The organism is Alkalibaculum bacchi, from assembly GCF_003317055.1.
GTDB lineage: Bacteria > Bacillota > Clostridia > Eubacteriales > Alkalibacteraceae > Alkalibaculum > Alkalibaculum bacchi.
The window spans coordinates 1-20,046 of the sequence record NZ_QNRX01000024.1; the positions used below are offsets into that span (position 1 = coordinate 1).

Sequence of the window (20,046 nt, forward strand, 5' to 3'; positions counted from 1 at the left end):
AGAACATCAAGTATTGTTCTTAAAAAATCATCATCTCACCGCAGCATAATTTCAAACATCACTTTTTATAGTTAACTTTTCCATTGTTCGTGTTTCGATAATGGTTTGTTTGCTATACTAAAAAACCGATAATAATATTTCTTAAAAAAATTATTGACAAGACTTAGCTGGTCTTATCACCTTTTCTTAATATTCCTTTTCAACTCTTCAAGTACATCATCATACTTAGTAGACTTTAGCTTAGGAAATGCTCGCAGTATTCTTCGCTCTGAGAATTTAACTCTTGTTTGTAATTCTTTAATCTTCTTATACAATGGCAATGTAGAAAGGTCTACATCAACATGATCTTTAAATTCGTTTATGTTGGTGTTTATGCTTGCCTTAAACCCCATCCAATCTTCATGCTTTTCCTCTATGAACCTTTGTCCATGTGCTAAAAAGGTCTCTAGCTTTTCTTCTAAATGATCTCTTCCAATCGCATCCCTTATTTCCTCTTTCAATATGTATATTTGTTTGAACCGAGAATTTAGCTTTATAGCTGCGTTTGAAGAGTATGCAATATCTAGTAGGATAATTGCAAATAAAAAAATACTCATATAGTTTTTATTTGTATCAGAGATTTGATGAACAGAGAATGATATGTAGGGGTGAATCCAATTTACAAGTATTATTGATAAAATACCAAAGTAAATAGAGTTTTCCAAACAAACTCTGCCATTGATATTGAATTTCTTTTCAGAATAATCCCACCATCTCATTGCAAATAATTTTTCCATTATGTAGCTGGTTACATACTCTAAAATCGAAGTCGTAACCATAGATAATAGAAAAAGACCTCCTAAGGTTTTGACATAAGGGTCTACTAAGAAAATCACATATATAGCTCCTACACCGTAAATAGGGCAAATAGGCCCACTAAGAAACCCTCTTTCAGCAAAAGAACCTTGCCTTATAGAACAGTACAAAGTCTCAACGATCCAGCCTAAAAGACTATAAATGAACCAAATTAAAAATAAAACTGTCCAATCCATATGCTATCCTTTCCGCAAATAATAAGGTGCATTTTGCATTCCTCTTGGGTCTTTAGATCCTTCGCTTCGCTCTAGGATGACTCCTGACGGAGTTTAGAGCATATCTTGCCTGAAGGCGAGGTGGCGTTTTGCTGACCACCTGACCACCTGACCACCCGACCACCCGACCACCCAACCACCTGCTTTATATTAAATCCAATACAACGCACATTTTTTTACGCGTACTTATTTCCATCACCGCACACCATTTGTCTACCATTGTGACGACAAAAGATTCCCTAAACTTAGGCAGCTTTATCGTTAAAGGCCACATATGTTTTACGATAATATCCTTTTCCCGCTCATTGAGCTCAAACAAATTGTCTGCGTTTTTTAGAGCGGTATAAGGGTGTGTAAAACCATGTAGTCCCTCTGTCTTTGTCGTATGCCAATCGTACAAAAATAGGTCGTGTAAGAGCCCCCCTCGGGCTGCAGAGCGATAATCCAAACCCCAATTTTTACAAATACAGTAACTGTAGTAAGACACCGTTAAACTGTGTTCAAAACAACTAATATCACTGTGCTGAATATAATCTTTCATAGAACAAACCGCTTCATGCTCAAGAAGATCTACAACACAGGTTTTGTATTCATCAACATCTTTATAGTCTATTATTTTACTAAAAAAATAATCGATCATTGTTTTCTCCTCTTATAAAATATACTCATTAAATACTCTGGTATTATTTTACACTATTAGACATTATATTAATATGAAATTATTTTAGCAAATGAGAATATTTTATATCCATTATGTAAATCATTTATAGTAGTCCCTTGTATAAATTAATACTTTAAATTCCCAGTCATAACAAATGGGAACAACAGACTTTAGTAGGAAACAATAAAGTTGAATTTAATAAAGAATTAAACGTATCTTTACATTAATCTGCTAGATGACCATTTTGCCATTTGGCATACTATAGATATACAGTTTTAGAGCTATATGGACCATTAGTATTAGGAGGAAATAGTATGATTATAATATTACACATAGCACATACCATAAGATCCTTCTTACAAGAAAAAACAAACAATTTATTTGATCCCAACTTTGACTTTTGGAATGACTATGTTCTAGAAGATGAGTTTAGTTCTATTACAAAAGATAAATAATCCCAATATAGCAAAACGAATCCTCCCCCTCAAAGTAATTTTGCTATATTACTCGTAGAACGACATATGTCGTTCTATTTTGTTTTAAATGCGATAAATTAAGACCCTAATGGCTGACCGCTGGCGGCTGAAGGCGCTTTCACTCCCACAAATCATCTACTAGCTCTTGTATCTTCTTTTTTCTCCTCTCAGTCTCTCCTAAATCAACACTATAACTATCTCCAATCTTTACCAATACATCCCCCTCTTGCACTTCTTTCGGCAGATCTTCTAGTTGAATATCCATCATCAATTTATTTTCATCTTCTACTACTGCATAATCCCCTTCAAAACGATCGATTATATATTTCATAGCATTACTCCATTCTTTTTAATTGCGCTTCGCGCAATTAGCTGAAAGCTGAATGCGGAAAGCGGAACTTTTTAGTTGGGTGTTGGTGTGTTAGAAAGTTTATTAATTGGATGGGAAAACCAAGCTCGCCTAAATGCGAGGTGATGCTGCGCGTTTTGCCTAATTTATCGTTTGTATTTAGTTTTTGTTTTTAACCGGAGCGTAGCTTCGTCATCCTGGAGCGTAGCGAAGGATCTTAAGACCCACAGAGCGGACCCGAACTAACTGCCCTAGTCATCCTGGAGCGTAGCGAAGGATCTTAAGACCCGTAGAGCGGACCCAAACTAACTGCCCTAGTCATCCTGGAGCGTAGCGAAGGATCTTAAGACCCGCGGAGCGGACCCAAACTAACTGCCCTAGTCATCCTGGAGCGTAGCGAAGGATCTTAAGACCCGCGGAGCGGACCCGAACTAACTGCCCTAGTCATCCTGGAGCGTAGCGAAGGATCTTAAGACCCACAGAGCGGACCCGAACTAACTGCCCTAGTCATCCTGGAGCGTAGCGAAGGATCTTAAGACCCACAGAGCGGGCCCGAACTAACTGCCCTAGTCATCCTGGAGCGTAGCGAAGGATCTTAAGACGCGCGGAGCGGACCTGAACTAACTGCCCTAGTCATCCTGGAGCGTAGCGAAGGATCTTAAGACCCACAGAGCTATGCTAAATTACCCTTAATTCTAAATTATAAATTCTCAATTCTCAATTGTTCGCAAATGCGCAAAGCGCACCTCACTTCCATCACTCTCAACTACAATTGTTCCCATCTCATCTGTACGGTACGATTTAATGCCTCTTTCTTCTAGCTTAGTCATAATCTCTGGGTCTGGGTGACCGTAGGAATTTCCTTCTCCTACTGAAATAATGGCGTATTTAGGATTTACTTTGTCTAAAAATTCGTCACTTGATGAGTACATGCTACCATGATGACCTAATTTAATTAGATCTGCTTGTATCGGATACCCCATTTCTATTATTTCATTTTCTACGATCTTCTCAGCATCTCCCATAAAAAGAAAAGAATGCTCTCCATAATCTAGCTTTACAGTTATAGAATAATTGTTTGTGTCAGAGTAAGTTTTACTTATGGGTGAAAGAATCGTATATTCCGCATTTCCAAGGTCAAATGTACTTCCTGCTTGAGGGGTATTGATCTTATATCCCTTATTTTTTATGGCTATTAATACATCTTCATAGGTTTTAGACGAATGATTGATCTTTGGCATATAAATCTTACCAATGTCAAAGTTCTCAATAACCGCATCCAATCCACCAATATGATCTTCGTGAGGATGAGTACCTATTAGTACGTCAATATGATCAATACCCAAATCTCTTATGTAAGAAACCACAAGATCTGAATCTCCATTGTTCCCAGCATCTATTAACATGGTCTGTCCTGATGCGTCTTGTATCAGAATAGAGTCTGCTTGTCCTACATCTAAAAAATGAATTTTAACTTGTCCTAATGCTACATCCGTATTAATCCCATCATCTGCAAAGAGATTAAATGCAAAAGCCGTGAAGGCAATAATAATGGGTATCAATGTTTTTAATAATTTATTCATGCTGTCATCTCCTTCTAGTTTGATTCCCTACTATTATACTAGAAGTTCGTAGAACAATGATATATTTCTTCTAACAACAAAGTGCCTTTGGCACTTTAGTCTTTAGTCTTTAGTCTTTAGTCACTAGCATTTGGGTATTCCTTTTGGGTCTAGATCCTTCGCTTACGCTCAGCATGACTAGGCAGAAGCCAATGTTAAAAGTAGGACTTCCCTATTACATAAAAAGAGACACTATTGTGTCCCTACAAGCTGATGTATTCTATTGTATTCTTTCTCTTTTCCATTCTTTATAACAATCTAAATCCGTCTGGATTTGTTTGATGACTGTGCTTATGATAAAGACATCATCTAAAAATCCTAGAGCCACAATAAAATCTGGAATTAAGTCTATTGGGCTTACAAAATATAAAATTCCAGCTACGATAGCGATAATAGACCCTGTGGGGATTTCTTTATAATCTCCCTTAGCCCAGTCACGCACTAGACTAGTTAAAATGCGAAAATCATCCATTATCCGCCCAAAAGGTCCCTCTGCTTTCTTTTCTGTTTCACTAGCTTGTCTAAGAATGGTCTCTACTTTTCGAGGATCTTCAATTATTTTCTTAGCTTTAAGCTTAAACTTTTCAAATAATTGCAATGCCTTTTCTTTATTAAAGGTTTTTTCTTTCATAATACAATTTCCCCACTTTACCAGCAAATTATATCCCCTATGAGAACAAGGAAAGTACATATTAATATACCCCTTTTATTCTTAAATTAATTAGGAATTAAAATGATTTTACTCTCATTTATGGAAAAGTCAAGGATTTATTGATTAGTTGGATGGCAAAAAAACACCTCGCCTATAGGCAAGATACAGAAAATGCGTAAGAAACCTGATTAAGGCTAATTGAGAATTTAAGATTTTAAGTAAAATTGGTAAGATTCTTCCCTACGCTCAGAATGACACGGCAGTAGCTAGGGTCACTGCGCCTTCTGAATATATGTGTGCGCGAAGCGCACTCTGTCATCCTGGAGCGAAGCGAAGGATCTTACCACACTAACTATTAACGCATGAACTATATAACCAGCTAGTATTAAATCAAAACACAAAATCTTCAATGAACAATGAAAAATGAACATCGAACACGGAACAGTACAAATATCCGACTATCTACTTAGCCTTTAATACTGTTAATTATTCATTGTTCCATGTTCATTGTTCACTGCGACGTTAGTCGCATATTTGCTTACCACCTGACCACCTGCTTTTAATCCTCAAACAAATTCCCCAATGTCCCCAACACACTACCTTCACCTTTGGAACTTCCGCCCGTATATTTCGATGAAGTAATAATTCGATCAGCTAGCCTGCTAAATGGTAGGGATTGTAGCCATACTTTTCCTGGTCCCTTTAGAGTGGCAAAGAATAAGCCTTCTCCTCCAAATACGGCCGTTTTAATATTTCCGACAAATTCAATATCGTAATTCACCTCTTGTGTAAGGGCTACTAGACATCCTGTATCCACTTTAAGGGTTTCCCCTGGAGCTAATTCTCTTTCGTAAATGGTTCCACCTGCATGGCAGAAGGCAAGTCCATTTCCTTCTAATTTCTGCATAATAAACCCTTCTCCGCCAAAGAATCCTACACCGATTTTCTTTTGGAATGCAATGCCTACAGCGGTGCCCTTTTCCGCACAAAGAAATGAATCTTTTTGGCAGATAATCTTGCCATTATATTTTGACAAGTCAACGGGAATAATCTTGCCTGGATAAGGAGCACCAAAGGCAACTTCACCTTCACTATTACCTGTCTGAGTAAATAAAGTCATAAATAAGCTTTCCCCTGTTAAAACCCTTTTTCCAGCTCCCATAAGTTTGCCCATAAGGCTACTGCCAGAACTTTGAGCAGAACCATCACCAAAAATGGTATCCATCTTAACCGTCCCATCCATAAACAATAGCGCTCCAGCTTCTGCAATTAAACTTTCATTGTTTCTAAGTAAAAACCGAACAAACTGCATATCATCTCCATAAATTTCATAATCAACAGCCATTTTAATCCTCCTCTACATAATGGTATATCTGCACCAATTTATCAATCAAACAATCTATATATACTCATTTATTATTCTAATAAACACCACTAGTTTTAAAATTTTCCTTTTTATTATAATAAAATCACAAAACTTTGATTCCTGTTCACCGATAGAAATTTCTGCTTTATATTTAAACTACCGTATTAATAAATATAGCAAACCAATAAATATCATTCAATAGTATTTATAATAGTATTTATAATAATATCATAATCACATAAAAAAAACACTTTTTTCCATTATAATTAACAGAAAAAATAACCTTAGCTCAGTTCTCCTTTAATATATTTACAATAATCTTCAAACTCCTGTATAATATTTTATATAGTATAATAATATTACATTACATTTTATCTAAACTCATTACGAAGGGATACTATTAATGGAATTTAAAATCGTTTCTAAGGAAGTAAATAATATACAAAATAATCAAACAAAAACAGAAAACACCACTGTCTCACCTAAGGAAAGCTTTGCTAATGTTCTTGATGCATACCTCTTAGCAGCTAACACAGATGATTCTTTAAATTCAATATCTATTGATTTGCCCATTAAGAACGAGCACATACTGCGTACAATATTAGGTAGTGTTGACATGGTTACATCTACGAAAATGCCAAACCATAATTATGCCGTTGCGGCTTATGGACACTCCATCCCCTTAGCTACATCAGATGGCGTACAGCAGATTGCCCGAAATATAACCGCTTTATATGAGGGCGGCGGTGTAGCTGGTAATTTTGATGGACAAGGTATGTCTCTTGGGTATTTACAGTGGAATATAGGATCCAACACTTTGCAACCATTACTTAGAGAAATGGCAAACAACCCAAACACACAAAAAAATTTCGAAGAGATTTTTTCTGGATTGGTTCAAATTACAAATAATAATGGCACAACAACTACTAGGAGTATGAGCGACGAAATTCGGCAAATGCTTGCTATGACCACATCCCAGCAACTCGCTTGGGCAAAATCATTAAATACGAGACAAAACAAAATAAAAGAGCCTTGGAAATCAGCTTTTAGCAATTTAATTCAAAACAATTCCTTTAAGCTTATTCAAGACCAATATGCAAAACCTTATTTTGATAAAGCCAACAAAATCGTCAATGACCCTACTATTGGAGTGAAAACGATTCGTGGATACTCCTTAGCCTTTGATATTGCCGTGCAAAATGGCTCCATTAAATCTTCCGCCTATGATCTTATTGTAGGTGCTTTGTCAGGAGAAAATAATAAACTAACCAATCCAAATAACTCGAGTCTATCGAGAAATCAAAGAGCTGTAGTATTAGATTTACAAAGCCGATTAAAAAACGTCTCAGATCCAGATACCCGCAAATTATACTACACAGCAGCCGCAGTGGCCATTTGCGCCAAAGATCAATATGCAAAAGACGTTTGGTCAAGAAAATCAACAATAGTGTCTGGCACAGGAACCGTCCACGGCAGAAGCCTAGCTCTTGATAGCGCAGGTCTATCTGATAAAAAATTAGTCTAATAGTAGTTGAACGAATGCGCGCAAAACGCATATTTGTCATTCAGAGCGTAGCGAAGAATCCCACTAGGTGGCCTTTGAAAACAAACTTATCTACTGTTTCTACATATATTTAATATGGCTCCTTATTTCCTAGAGATCCTTCGTCGCAGGCTCCTCAGGATGACTGGGACAGCTGACTTGGGTCATTACCTCGCCTTTCGGCAAGTACTCCGCTTTTAAGGTTTTGCTGACCACCTGACCACCTGACCACCTTATCACCTTACCACCTGATTTTTTCCCCCAAAATAGTTAACAATTCCTCCCTTCTGCCGATAAGTATAATAAATGAGGGGAGGTTCATTGTGAAAAATCAACAGAAAGAAAAATTAGAGAATTATGCAATCACACAAAAAATACTCATATACACATCAATATACAGCCTATCCATATTTCTGGTTCTAGGATTTATTACTGTGTATTATTTAAATCGTTCAGGAGAGTTTTCTTCTACGATGCCATTAGTGCTTTCTTATCTTGTATTGGCAATCATTTTTACATTGGGAAACATCGTTTATATCAATCGCTTTATGAAGAAAAATGTTCATAATACGATTCTTTTCTTAAAATGGCTATCAGATAAAATGGCTCGTGGAGATTATACCTTTGTAGTAAATGAAAAGAGATTAAAAAAGGATGAATTTGGAGAACTGATTGTTTCTTATAACACCGTTATTAAAGAAACAAGAAACCTAATTGACAAAGTATATGATGCTTTGGAGCTTCTTAGTTCAGCCTTACATAATTTAGGTGAATCTGTAAACCAATCGTCAAGAGCATCAGACGAGATACTAAAGAGCAGTGAAGAAATTGCTAAGGGTTCTTCTGAACAAGCTATTGCTACAGAGGATGGATTAAGGAAATCTTATGACTTAGGTAAAATTGTTGAAGAAAATAACAACTTACTGCAATCTGTAAATAAAATGTCTGAAAAAATTGTCTTTACTGCAAACGATGGCATGACACAAGTAGAGGAATTATCTGATAAAGTTCAGATTACAAATGAATCTATAAAATCGATTAACGAGGTAATCATAAAGACCAACAAAAGTGCAATGGATATTAAAGAGGCCAGCGATATTATTTCTGCTATAGCAAAACAAACCAATCTTTTAGCACTAAATGCGGCTATTGAAGCTGCTCGTGCTGGTGAATCCGGAAGAGGCTTCGCCGTAGTAGCAGAAGAGATTAGAAGTTTAGCCGAACGCTCTACAGAGTCAACTACGCACATTGATTCGATTATTCAAGAATTACAGACCAATTCAAATAGTGCACTAAAAGAAATGGAATCCACAAATAAAGTTATGACGGAACAAGTAGAAAGCGTAAAAATTACAAGCGATAAATTCAATGAAATTTTGGTATCTATTGATGAAAATGCCCTTGCTGTATATACACTGGGCGAAAGCATTGGTAAGATGAATGAAATCCAAAAAAATATTTCTGAAATCATTGAAAATCTTTCTGCAATTGCCCAAGAAAATGCCGCTGGAACAGAAGAATCAATAGCGAGTATCGAAGAGCAGTCAAATCATATGCAAAACCTAACAATTGAATCAGAGAAGATTAACAGCTTAAATGAAGAATTAAATAATACGATTCGATTCTTTAGAACGAGAAATAAGAAAGAAAAGAACGCCACAGCATAAGTAATTCTATAAATATATTATATCTGTAAAAAGCAAATTATTCTTCAATCCAAACAAACGAAAATTAGTCTAAAAAAACCTCCTAGAATATCTAGGAGGTTTTTCTACTTCAAAGTGAGCTTACAGCCCTTTCGCTGCGCTTTCGCCTGCGATTTTACCAAATACATTGATATCAGCTAATGCATTACCGCCAAGTCTGTTTGAACCGTGGATTCCACCTGTTACTTCACCTGCAGCATATAATCCTGGGATTACATTGCCTTCAGCATTAATAGCTTGTGCTTTTGTATTGATTTGAATTCCACCCATAGTATGGTGAACAGTTGGAACTCGTTTTCCTGCATAATAGGGTCCTTTGTCGATTTTGTCTTTGAATAATGTTCTGCCGAATTCATCTTTTCCTTCGTCTACGCCTTTGTTAAAGCCTTCAACTGCTTTGACAAGACTATCTGCATCTACACCAATCATTTCAGCTAATTCTTCCAAAGTATCTGCTTTGAAAGCTCTGCCAGCTTTTACTAATTCATTCGCTGTTTCGCCAAAGTGATTTTCTTCATCCCCAGTAGGATAAGAATGTGAATCTAAAATTGTCCACATGGTTTGATCCTTTTGCTCTAAAAGAGCTTTTGTCATAACGTCACGTCTTGCACCTTCGTCAACGAAACGATTTCCATCTAGGTTGATAAAAATTCGATCTTCTACGCCTTGTTCAATATTACCACTTAATGAGCCTGTTTCTGGGTCACCCATTGGCAATAATTGAATCCATTCCATACCAACTAGATTTGCACCAGCTTTTTCTGCCATTATTATGCCATCACCAGTAGCCCCAGGATGGTTTGTTGACATTAGATTAGAGATATCTTCCCATTGTTTGTTATATTTATCTCTCATTTCTTTATTTTGGCTAAATCCGCCTGTTGCTATTACAACGCCTTTTGTAGCTTTTATAACATAATCTGTGTCTTCGCCTTCTGCTTTGACACCTACTATTCTATCGCCTTCTTTAATCAATTCAGTAGCATTTGTATTAATTTTCACTTCTACGCCACCATTTGATTTTTCTGCATATTCCATGTGAGTATCGATAAATCCTGTACCTAATACTTTTTCAGGATCGTGCGCTCTAGGCCACATTCCACCAAGAACAGTAAAGATTTTGTGTTCGAATTCCATTCCCAAACTCTCTAACCATTTTATAGCTGGCAATGCGTTATTTACAAGAATCTCAACTAATTCAGGATCTGCTAGTTTGTCTCCGCCTTCGTAAGTTTGTTGGAAATGTTTATCAATAGAATCTTCAATGCCAAATTCTTTTTGTAATTCAGTGTCTACTGCATTAAAGGCTGCACCTGAAATAGCAGTATTACCGCCGGCCTTGCCCATCTTTTCAAGTACGATAACTTTTGCACCATTTTGATTTGCCGAAGTAGCTGCTGCTAAACCAGCACCACCAGCGCCGATAACGACAACATCCGTAGTTAATTCTTCTGTTTTTCTTTCAGTAGTATCTTCTTTTTTCTGGCTTAATTTTTCCATATCTCCACCAGCTTCAGTCAATGCAGCTTTTGTACCTTCAATGATTCCATTAGAAGTATAAGTTGCACCTGAAACGATATCTACTGCTACAGTTTGTCCATCGACAATCTCTTGTGGAACCTTTGCAATAGCAGAATCCGATACTCCTGGTGTCTCGCTATGTTCTAAAACTTTGACAGAGAGTATCTTTGTATCGTCTACTTCTACCTCTACCTTGATATCGCCATGAATACCTTTTCCAATTCCAGTGTATTTTCCTGCTTTAAATGCTGATTCTGTGTTTGATTGGCAACCAAACGCGAAAAGCACTAAAACAAAACACATGAAAATAGAAATTAATTTTGCGTGTTTCTTTTTCATTTTTTATTCCCCCTGATAATTATTTATCTAACAAGGACATTGTAGCATATAAATAGAACCAGTTCAACGAATTAATTATAGTTTTTTATGGAAAGTATTCCCTCTTTACTATATAAAAAAGTCGCAGATTCTCTTCCTGCGACTTTAAAATCATATAAAATTTTAGCTTACCTGCTGTTATTTTTTTAAAAACATTTTAATGAACTCTCCAATGAAATGTTTCATCTTATCTCTCAAATTGTAATCTCCATCGTGTAAACCCCAATCAAAGACAATTCCACGTGCAATAATAAATAACTTTTCACAAAGTTCCTCGGGAGTTTCTATATCAATTATTTCTCCTCTTTTTTGACCTTCGTTGATAATTTCTATCAACACATTCTGCATCGCTCTGCCCTTCTTAATATAATTTTTATTATTAATGCTGAGCATTTGCCTAAGAGTATCAATATCAGTCTCCATATTTTTAGCAGCGTAATAGTCAAAAAATTCTACAACCCGATCTATGGAGTACTCCTCCTTTAATCCTTCCCTTACTGTAGTATCAAAATAATAATCTGCTCTTACATAGATTTCGTAAAATACATCTTCCTTCGATTTATAATAATGATAGAAAGTACCAACAGAAATGTTTGCTTCTTTAACAATATCTTTTATATGTACATTATCATAACCATATTTTTCAAATAGCGCTATACTGACATTGTATATTTTATTTTTTGTATCTATCGCCTGCTTCTGCCTTTTGGTTATCGGTTTTGTCACCACTATACCCCCTGTATCCTTAAGCCATTCTAAATTGTATACTACCATATATTGTGTTAAATTTCACTTTTATTATCTATTTAATAATAAAATTATTTTTTGATATTATTTAAAGTTTTTCATAAAAGAATAAAAAACCACATTATGTTCACCACATATAAAAAAGATTGTAGGGGAATCTATGCTAGAATCTTTTTCTACGATCTATTAAGTTATCTTAAATGCTAGATTTTCATTATTCTAGAAAATAATCTTTATTAAATGAGTAAATTTGTTATAATACATCTATCCGAATATACGATAAAGAAAATGGAGGAACTTTCATGAAGAAAGAGATATCTTTTACACGAGTTGAGACATCAATGATCATGGAACCGAAACACTGTAACCCGAGTGGCAATATTCACGGCGGAGAAATGATGAAGATTATGGATAATGTAGCAGGCATCGTAGCTGTTAAACACGCTAAAGGAAATGTAGTCACAGCTAGAGTAGATGAGACGATTTTTCATATTCCAGTTCATGTGGGAGACATTGTGACCTGCATCGGGGAACTAGCCTATGTAGGGACTACTTCAATGCAAATTTTCGTATCCGTTCTCGTTAACGATATAAAAGGACAAAATAAATCTAAAATTGCACTAACTGCATTTTTCACTATGGTCCACTTAGACGAAGACGGAAAGCCAGCCAAAGTCCCCCAATTAACCCCGATTACTCCTGACGAAGAGGCTCTGTATCTTCTAGGGAAAAAGAAGTATGAGGAGATAAAATCAAAGAAATGAGTTAGCGGAAAGCAGAATGCTGAAAGCGGAACTTCTAAGCTAATTAACAGACGGTAAAAAGTAATAGTATCAATAGCTAGTTTGTAGAGATCCTTCGCTAGCGCTCAGGATGACGGAGCTACGCTCCGCTTAATAATAAAAAGCAACTTCAAACAATAAATCACGCAAAGCGCACAGCGTCATCCAGAGCATAGCGAAGGATCCCACCTCGTCACACTGAAAAATCAAAACCACCTCCAAACAATAAATCACGCAAAGCGCGTAGCGTCATCCTTGAGGAGCTTGCGACGAAGGATCTTACATTACCTCGCCTCTAGACGAGTTTTCAACTTTCCGCATTCCGCTTTCAGCTTTTTAGTTTTTCCCCGCCCAACCGTTCAACCAAATTCACTCTTCCTTATCTCCTGGCCCGAGTTTGCCTGAATCGCCCTCCACAGTCGTAGCCGCCCCTGCATGATCCTTTACGGCTAAAGAAAACGGCAAGAAGTGCTTACCTAGTAACCCTATTTTACCTGCATAATATTGAATAAGAACAAATAAAATCACCAGTATGGTCAATCCCAGTTTGGTTGATACTACTGAATAAATAATAGATACTCCTGAAAAAATAATACTAATCCCATAAATCATAAGAACTGTTTTCGTTTGAGATCTATTTGTAGTCATAAGCAAGTGATGTAAGTGCTCTTTATCTGCTTGAGCAAAAGACTGACCTCTCAATTTTCTTCTAATGATGGCAAAAAAAGTATCAAATACAGGTACACCTAATATGAGTATCGGTACGATAAAAGAAATAAACGTGGCATTTTTAAAGCCCATCAGGGACAAAACAGATATAATATAGCCTAAAAACAATGCTCCTGTATCTCCCATAAAAATCTTAGCAGGATGAAAATTATATACCAAAAAACCCGTACTTGAACCGGCTAAAATCAGGGCATAGGTCATGACAAAGTAATCTCCTTCTAATGTTGCAAGTATGTACATGGTCATAAAGGTGATAGTAGCTACTCCAGAGGCTAATCCATCTAATCCATCTATAAGATTAATAGCATTTGTAACCCCGATAATCCATAAATAAGTGAGAAAATAACCTAGATAAGTTAATTTAATTGTACCAAAGAAGGGCAAAGTGATAGATTTTAAATAAATCCCTCCGTAAAAGATAACGATACTAGCTGCTGCCAATTGGAATAAAACCTTAAACTTTGGGCTTAAGTCAAATTTATCATCTATTACACCAGAGCTGATAATGATAATGCTTCCAATGAGAATGGCTTTAAATTGAAAATGAGGGTATCCAAAAAAAACATGACCTAATAAGAAAGCAATAAAAATAGACAAGCCTCCTAATGTGGGCATTACTCTGTTATGAACTTTTCTTTTATTTGGTTTATCTACTGCACCAATTTTTATTGCCAGCTTTGAAATAAACGGAGTAATCGACATAGCAATACTACAACAAAATAAATATATCAATATATCTTCCATGGGTTACCTCTTTTTAGTGTATCTCGTATCGATACCATCGATAAAGTTTCGCAAAATGCCAACCATTTTGTGATTATCTGAGCTAAAGACCTTTGGTTCAAATTTGTCTAAATCCTTTATGATTTGAGCCAAATCATCTCCATCATGACATACTTTAATATAGCCTTGGGATTCCATCACGTCTAAAATTTCTTCTTGATGGTCATCATTATGCTCATTATATTTTTTTAGCCTAGGAAAGGCTACTACTTTTTTACCATGCCTAATAGAAGTAATAATCGATCCCGTCCCTCCGTGGGTGAGGATATAACGTGCTTCCTTGGTCAAAACTTCCATTTCTTCGTAGCTTAAATACTCTACAAATTCCATTTTATCTGATTGGTATTTTGTATTTCCCCTCTGTACCATAATCTTTTCATCAATAACGCCCTCATCAATACATTTTTCAATCAATTGAAGCATTCTTGGAAATTCTAATTCATGAGTTCCTAATTGTACGAGTATCAATATATTGACCCCCCATATACTGCCTTTGGGTAATATTTTAGCATAGATTCCCATTGAACAATAAATAAATCTGCAATAGGGTAGACTAGTTTACCAGATAAATTAGGAGAACTTGTCTTGGCAAAACTTTCAATAAATATAATCTTTTTGCCAAAGAGCTTTGCAATATAACACATAGGTACTGCCGTATGAGCCCCTGTTGTAATAATACAATCCGGGCGATATTGTAAAAACAAAAATACAGACTTAAAAAAGTTGGCAATAAACTTAAAAATGTATCTTACAGGATAATTTCTCGCACCGTACAACAAATAAGACATATCATGCTCATCTCTCATCTTCTCCGTGATTTTTGTCTTTTCCGTTACAATTTTATAATCATACTCATCAAATAATTCCTTAAGCTGTAAAAGCTGCGTCAAATGTCCACCGACAGAGGAAATAAACATTACTTTTTTCTTCATGAGATTATCCTTTCATTTTTATACAGGTTTATCTTATTAATTCCTAAAGATTCTTAACTACCTCGCCTCTAGGCGAGCAATGGTTTTGCTTACCACCTTACCACCTTACCACCTTACTACCTTAATTACACGAAGCATACATCCTTCCCACTTCTCTGGCTTTCTCCTGGGCGCTATTCTCTTGGGCTACTTTCCGTCCATTTGCTATATAGGCTTCTCTTTCTTCATCCGTTAATCCATAAGCTCTTTCAAGACATCTGGCTAAATCCTCAATATCTCCTGTCCTAGATTTTATAACAGTGTTTTCCTCTAGGTACTCAAATGCCTCAATATCACTTGTCACTACCAAAGTCTCTGTTGCCATAGCTTCTAATGTCACTAGATTAAAGCCTTCTGTATAAGATGGCAATACAAACGCATCGCATGCATTCATGTATACTGCTATATCCTGCTGAGATTGGGGCGGGATCACCTTTATATCTTCTTCAAATTCGCTATAGATCTCTTCTGTAGTCTGTGTCTCAACATTTAGATCTCCTACTAGGAGGAGCATCTTGTCTGGTATAGGAGCTTTTTTAAAGGCTTTGAGTAAATCTAAAACTCCCTTTGCCTTGTAAAAATTCCCCACAAATAATACTATAAATTTATCTATAGGCAAACCGAGTCCACGCCTTGCCTTCTCTTTGTCTATTTTGCAAAATATAGAGCAATTAACACCCATATTGATGACCTGAATCTTTTCTTCTTGAATCTTCCAATCTAATATTTTGTACTTTAATTCTTCGCTAACACAGATGACCTTATGGCTTTCTCTTATAATTTTTTGTATCCATTTTTTAACAAAATGGCTCTTATTCGGCATTTTATTAATATCACTGCCATGAGCTGTTATGATCATTTTAGAACCATATCTTCTCTTATGAATCATGGCAAAAATGCCTGGTGGAAAAGCATAATGGGCGTGAACAATTTGGTAGGATCCTCCCTTTATCAAGGAGTAAAATAATCCCTTTACAAAAAATTTAAGGTAACGCAAATATTTATTGCCCTTTGATTGTAAGCTAATGACCTTACACTCATATCCCATTTCTTCTAATTCCATTACTTGATTGTATACAAATATGCCAAATTGAGGCTTATCTTTTGTGGGGTACATATTAGAAAATATTAGTACTTTCATTCTACTCTCTCCTGCTTTTTCCACAAAGTAATCATCGTGCAGGTTAGAAATACACTTACAGATGGCGCAAACAACACATGCCCTGCAATAAACCCACATCCTAATCCTGCAACAAGCGAAGTCATAAGCATAGTCTCTTCTATTGGAATGGATTTAAAGTTCATGAGATATTTTACCACAGATTTTATTATCATGATACCTGGATAATACAAAAGCAAAATCAAGCCTACGACGCCATAATAGTAAAACAACTCATGGAAATCCCTTTCTATTGGGATTACTTTGTTCTTATCTTCATAGTCGCCTCCGTATCCTACTCCTATAAACTTTCTCACTACAGCTCCTTTTTTAAAATCTTCATTGGCGTCATCTGCCTTAATCTCCCTACCATTAAAGATAATGTCTGGCTTCGATTCACTATTCCAAGACTGGTGAATGCGAATATTATTGTATACAGGAGAATATGGAGTATAAAGGACAGCCCCTACTAATAATGCAGTAAATATCATCAATATTTTCTTCCACTGAGCTTCTTTTAATACAATAGATCTTAATGCTAGGATTACAACCCCTGCTAACAGACCTAGGATTATCCCCATATAACTAGTCTTTGTTCCTGTTATAAACATAGCTGCTATATTGGATACAATTAAGATAAGCTTTCCTAAGAGATACTTCGGGTTTTGCACTGTATAGAGAAGGGCAACAGGAAATAATATAGCCATAGCAGCGCTTATTTTTGTACCAGAGAAAAACCATCCCGTCTGCCCAATTTTTTCACTTCCATAAGATTGAATTCCCGTCCCGGTAAGGGCTGCAAAAATGATACAGATGCTAATAATATTCAAAGAAATCCAGAGAGCCTTGTATAGCTTTTGATTCCCTAGTGAGTGCTTTATCGAACTCATAATATGCTTACATGCTATAAGAAATGCAATAAAAAACACATATTTAGAAAAATAGCTGATTTCGTCATAGTAATCTAATACCTCTTTATAATAGGTATTAAACAACAAGTGTACTCCATAGAAAAAGGCTATTAAAACGAAGTAAACCCTATGTTTTTTTTCTATAATAAACACATACAATAAGGCTGCAAGTAGAGCTCCATTTCTAATTATTAACCCTGGTGTGATGCTAATATTCAATTGTAGGAGAAAAAAAGCTGTAAAGATATCGATAATCGGTTGAATTACGATATACAATAGCAATAGTTTATAATAATCAAAATATTGTAATTTATTCTTCATAAAAATCCTCTCAGCAAATCTTATTATCAGCCTACAATTTTCTTCTTTAACTGAAATAGATTCATTACTTTTCCAATATGCCCTAATCGAACTAAGTTTAAATATACTTTTTTCTTAAATGGCAGATTGGATATATTTTTGTTTTTGTACCAGTTAGGGAACTCTTCATTGAGAACGAGGCAAATATTTTTAGTCAGCTCATTTCTTAGAGAATCCTCCTCTACAAATTTTACTCGATAAATAGCTCGAAAGAGCAGATGCTCTATAAACAAATACTCCAACTGTTCAGAAAATTCTTCTGCTAAATCCCGTTTTTCAAAATATCTTTTCACAATTTCCAGATTCTTAGCTGCATCCATAATCTTGTAGTCGTATGTTCTCATAGCTGAACCCGTACGATATCGATAATTGTACAAAGGCTTATTTACCTTTGATATTCTGTTGCAATGGCTGAGGATACGAGGAGTAGTCCCTAAATCCTGATTGCGAAGGCCTAAGGGAAAAGAAATCTCATTTTGAGTAAAAAGCTCCTTCTTATACAATTTACCCCAAGGAGCTGGGAGAACCGTATTGATCAAATCCTTGTTTTCAAATATTGATTGAACCTTTTGAGTCAATTCACCAGAAGACCATTCTCGAATAAACTTACATTCCTCGTCCGTAACAACTTTAGCATTACATAGCACAAGGTCTGAATCATTTTTAATAGCACTTTCATACATAAGCTCTAACATATCTTTTTCCAAGAAGTCGTCGCTATCTACAAACATAATATAATCGCTTTTGCTCTCTACAATTCCTGCATTTCTAGCCGCCGAAGCCCCCTTATTCTGCTGAGTAATAACCCTAACCTTGTCTGGACTAGACTCTTGAAACCCCTCTAAAAGCCCTAAACTTCCATCCGTAGACCCATCATCCACCAAAATAAGCTCAAAATCTGAAAAACTTTGCTCTAAAATCGAAAAAACACACTTCTCTATATACTTTTCTACATTATAAACAGGAATGACGATACTAATTTTGCTCAAAACCATCTTCCTCCTAACTTACAAATTATATTTACTATATTAAACCATCCACCCAGTCATCCTGAAGCAAAAGATCTCACCCCACCTCGCCTAACCCTGTCATCCTGAGCGAAGCGAAGGATCTTATACTACCCCGCCTAAACCTGTCATCCTGAGCGAAGCGAAGGATCTTACATGAAAAATGAACATCGTACACGGAACAGTACAAATATGCTACTACTTACTTAACCTTTAATACTGCGAATTATTCATTGTTCCATGTTCATTGTTCACTGCGACATCAGTCGCGTATTTGCTTACCACCTTACCACCTGACCACCTGCTTTATATTTTTTATATCCTTTAAAAAACAATCTAAAATAATTCTGCTTTCGAACCACAAGATCTTTCACCAAATCCATTATAGCTCTCCCCAAAGCAAAATTTTTGGCATATAGTGCACCTCTATTTATAACCCTCTTTTCATCTACTACAACTGCCTTCCTTGGATGGTAGACCGTAACCTTTGGTAGATATTTAAAGTTTTTTTCCTTTGAAAAATTATTGATTAAAAAGTCTACTTCTTCTCCGCTATTATATATCCCACCTAAGCCAAAATCTTCATCAAAGCCAATAGGGCACGAGTCCTTATGAAAGGCGATTTCAATAGACGACTTAGAGAGAAACTCTTTATCTTTCGTAATCATCTTACTCTCATGTCCATAATTTGATTTATAGAGTTTCCCATTTTCCTTATCATAAATCTGCGTCAACAGCACATCTAGATTAGAGTCTTCAATAAATTCATCTGCAATACTCTTTAGTGAATCCTTATGATACCAACAATCATCATCAGAAAGAAGCACAATAGACCCATTGCAGTGTTTCAAACCAATATTTCTGGAATGAGATAATCCCTTTTGGTCGATAGGTACATGAATGATTTCTAGCTGATTATAATAGCTTATGATTTCTCTTATGATATCATGATTGTCTTGAGATACAATTACCACTTGAAACTCTTTATATTCTTGTATATTCAAGGAATCAAGAAGCCTTCTAAGTTCATCTCTTCTCTCTCCTAATGTGGGTAATAATAAAGATAATTTCATACTATCTCCTCTTTTTAAGAATAGCGCCTTCAGCGCATTAGTCGCTAGCAATTCGTCTTTAGTCACTAGCATTGGAGTATTCCTTTTGGGTCAAGATCCTTCGCTTACGCTCAGGATGACTGGGCAGCCAAAAGTAGGACTTTCGTATTAAAGAACGGTAGTTGAACAATTGTGGAGCAA

At 35.9% G+C, this 20,046-nt stretch carries 18 protein-coding genes and 1 pseudogene; 4 read left to right on the forward strand and 15 right to left on the reverse strand.

Translation table 11 applies throughout. The features are described 5' to 3' along the window. Positions 1-176: 176 nt before the first annotated feature. Positions 177-1,031: a putative ABC transporter permease gene (locus tag DES36_RS13375; RefSeq protein ID WP_113921718.1), complete on the reverse strand. Its 855-nt coding sequence runs from the start codon at positions 1,029-1,031 to the stop codon at positions 177-179. A 184-nt stretch (positions 1,032-1,215) separates the two neighbouring features. Beyond that, positions 1,216-1,710, reverse strand: a complete 495-nt coding sequence (locus DES36_RS13380) for an HD domain-containing protein (RefSeq protein ID WP_113921719.1) — start codon at positions 1,708-1,710, stop codon at positions 1,216-1,218. A 335-nt stretch (positions 1,711-2,045) separates the two neighbouring features. Between DES36_RS13380 and DES36_RS14955 the strand changes: the two genes are divergently transcribed. Continuing rightward, positions 2,046-2,186, forward strand: a complete 141-nt coding sequence (locus DES36_RS14955; protein WP_170128320.1) for a hypothetical protein — start codon at positions 2,046-2,048, stop codon at positions 2,184-2,186. 139 nt (positions 2,187-2,325) lie between these two features. Here DES36_RS14955 and DES36_RS13385 read toward each other — a convergent pair whose 3' ends face one another. The 4 genes and pseudogenes from DES36_RS13385 to DES36_RS13400 all read right to left on the reverse strand — a co-directional run bounded on the left by DES36_RS13385 (position 2,326) and on the right by DES36_RS13400 (position 6,175). Continuing rightward, positions 2,326-2,538 carry a DUF3006 domain-containing protein gene (locus tag DES36_RS13385; RefSeq protein WP_113921720.1) on the reverse strand — a complete coding sequence of 71 codons (213 nt, stop codon included), beginning with the start codon at positions 2,536-2,538 and terminating at the stop codon, positions 2,326-2,328. Positions 2,539-3,266: 728 nt separating this feature from the next. Then, positions 3,267-4,139 (reverse strand): ComEC/Rec2 family competence protein, encoded by an 873-nt coding sequence (locus tag DES36_RS13390; RefSeq protein ID WP_113921721.1) that lies wholly within the window; start codon positions 4,137-4,139, stop codon positions 3,267-3,269. A gap of 331 nt (positions 4,140-4,470) precedes the next feature. Continuing rightward, a pseudogene (locus DES36_RS15205) lies at positions 4,471-4,572 on the reverse strand (YkvA family protein); the annotation flags it as partial. A gap of 817 nt (positions 4,573-5,389) precedes the next feature. Next, positions 5,390-6,175: a TIGR00266 family protein gene (locus DES36_RS13400; protein ID WP_113921723.1), complete on the reverse strand. Its 786-nt coding sequence runs from the start codon at positions 6,173-6,175 to the stop codon at positions 5,390-5,392. A 424-nt stretch (positions 6,176-6,599) separates the two neighbouring features. Here DES36_RS13400 and DES36_RS13405 point away from each other — a divergent pair, with 424 nt between their 5' ends. Both DES36_RS13405 and DES36_RS13410 read left to right on the forward strand, forming a co-directional pair. Further along, positions 6,600-7,721 carry a hypothetical protein gene (locus tag DES36_RS13405; RefSeq protein WP_113921724.1) on the forward strand — a complete coding sequence of 374 codons (1,122 nt, stop codon included), beginning with the start codon at positions 6,600-6,602 and terminating at the stop codon, positions 7,719-7,721. 341 nt (positions 7,722-8,062) lie between these two features. Beyond that, entirely contained in the window at positions 8,063-9,406 is a 1,344-nt protein-coding gene (locus DES36_RS13410) for a methyl-accepting chemotaxis protein (RefSeq protein ID WP_113921725.1), read from the forward strand. Positions 9,407-9,526: 120 nt separating this feature from the next. Here the strand turns inward: DES36_RS13410 and DES36_RS13415 are convergent, their stop codons facing one another. Together DES36_RS13415 and DES36_RS13420 are read right to left on the reverse strand one after the other, a co-directional pair. Then, the gene (locus DES36_RS13415; RefSeq protein WP_113921726.1) at positions 9,527-11,305 is read right to left on the reverse strand and encodes a flavocytochrome c; all 1,779 of its coding nucleotides are present in this window, start codon (positions 11,303-11,305) and stop codon (positions 9,527-9,529) included. 177 nt (positions 11,306-11,482) lie between these two features. Continuing rightward, positions 11,483-12,070 carry a TetR/AcrR family transcriptional regulator gene (locus DES36_RS13420; protein ID WP_170128321.1) on the reverse strand — a complete coding sequence of 196 codons (588 nt, stop codon included), beginning with the start codon at positions 12,068-12,070 and terminating at the stop codon, positions 11,483-11,485. A gap of 323 nt (positions 12,071-12,393) precedes the next feature. Here DES36_RS13420 and DES36_RS13425 point away from each other — a divergent pair, with 323 nt between their 5' ends. Further along, positions 12,394-12,855, forward strand: a complete 462-nt coding sequence (locus DES36_RS13425) for an acyl-CoA thioesterase (RefSeq protein ID WP_113921728.1) — start codon at positions 12,394-12,396, stop codon at positions 12,853-12,855. A 387-nt stretch (positions 12,856-13,242) separates the two neighbouring features. Here DES36_RS13425 and DES36_RS13430 read toward each other — a convergent pair whose 3' ends face one another. The 7 genes from DES36_RS13430 to DES36_RS13460 form a co-directional block, all read right to left on the reverse strand. Beyond that, complete coding sequence (locus tag DES36_RS13430; protein WP_187387087.1) at positions 13,243-14,346, reverse strand: MraY family glycosyltransferase; 1,104 nt, start codon at positions 14,344-14,346, stop codon at positions 13,243-13,245. A gap of 3 nt (positions 14,347-14,349) precedes the next feature. Further along, positions 14,350-14,853 carry a PssE/Cps14G family polysaccharide biosynthesis glycosyltransferase gene (gene pssE / locus DES36_RS13435; RefSeq protein WP_170128322.1) on the reverse strand — a complete coding sequence of 168 codons (504 nt, stop codon included), beginning with the start codon at positions 14,851-14,853 and terminating at the stop codon, positions 14,350-14,352. After that, complete coding sequence (gene pssD / locus DES36_RS13440) at positions 14,850-15,317, reverse strand: PssD/Cps14F family polysaccharide biosynthesis glycosyltransferase (RefSeq protein ID WP_113921730.1); 468 nt, start codon at positions 15,315-15,317, stop codon at positions 14,850-14,852. Before pssD ends, pssE begins: the two co-directional genes overlap by 4 nt. 121 nt (positions 15,318-15,438) lie before the next feature. Then, positions 15,439-16,497, reverse strand: coding sequence for a glycosyltransferase (locus tag DES36_RS13445; protein WP_170128323.1), 1,059 nt, complete (start codon positions 16,495-16,497; stop codon positions 15,439-15,441). Beyond that, positions 16,494-17,747, reverse strand: coding sequence for an O-antigen ligase family protein (locus tag DES36_RS13450; RefSeq protein ID WP_113921732.1), 1,254 nt, complete (start codon positions 17,745-17,747; stop codon positions 16,494-16,496). Before DES36_RS13450 ends, DES36_RS13445 begins: the two co-directional genes overlap by 4 nt. Before the next feature lie 26 nt (positions 17,748-17,773). Continuing rightward, positions 17,774-18,775: a glycosyltransferase gene (locus DES36_RS13455; RefSeq protein WP_170128324.1), complete on the reverse strand. Its 1,002-nt coding sequence runs from the start codon at positions 18,773-18,775 to the stop codon at positions 17,774-17,776. 296 nt (positions 18,776-19,071) lie between these two features. Continuing rightward, positions 19,072-19,866, reverse strand: a complete 795-nt coding sequence (locus DES36_RS13460; protein ID WP_170128325.1) for a glycosyltransferase family 2 protein — start codon at positions 19,864-19,866, stop codon at positions 19,072-19,074. Positions 19,867-20,046 lie beyond the last annotated feature (180 nt).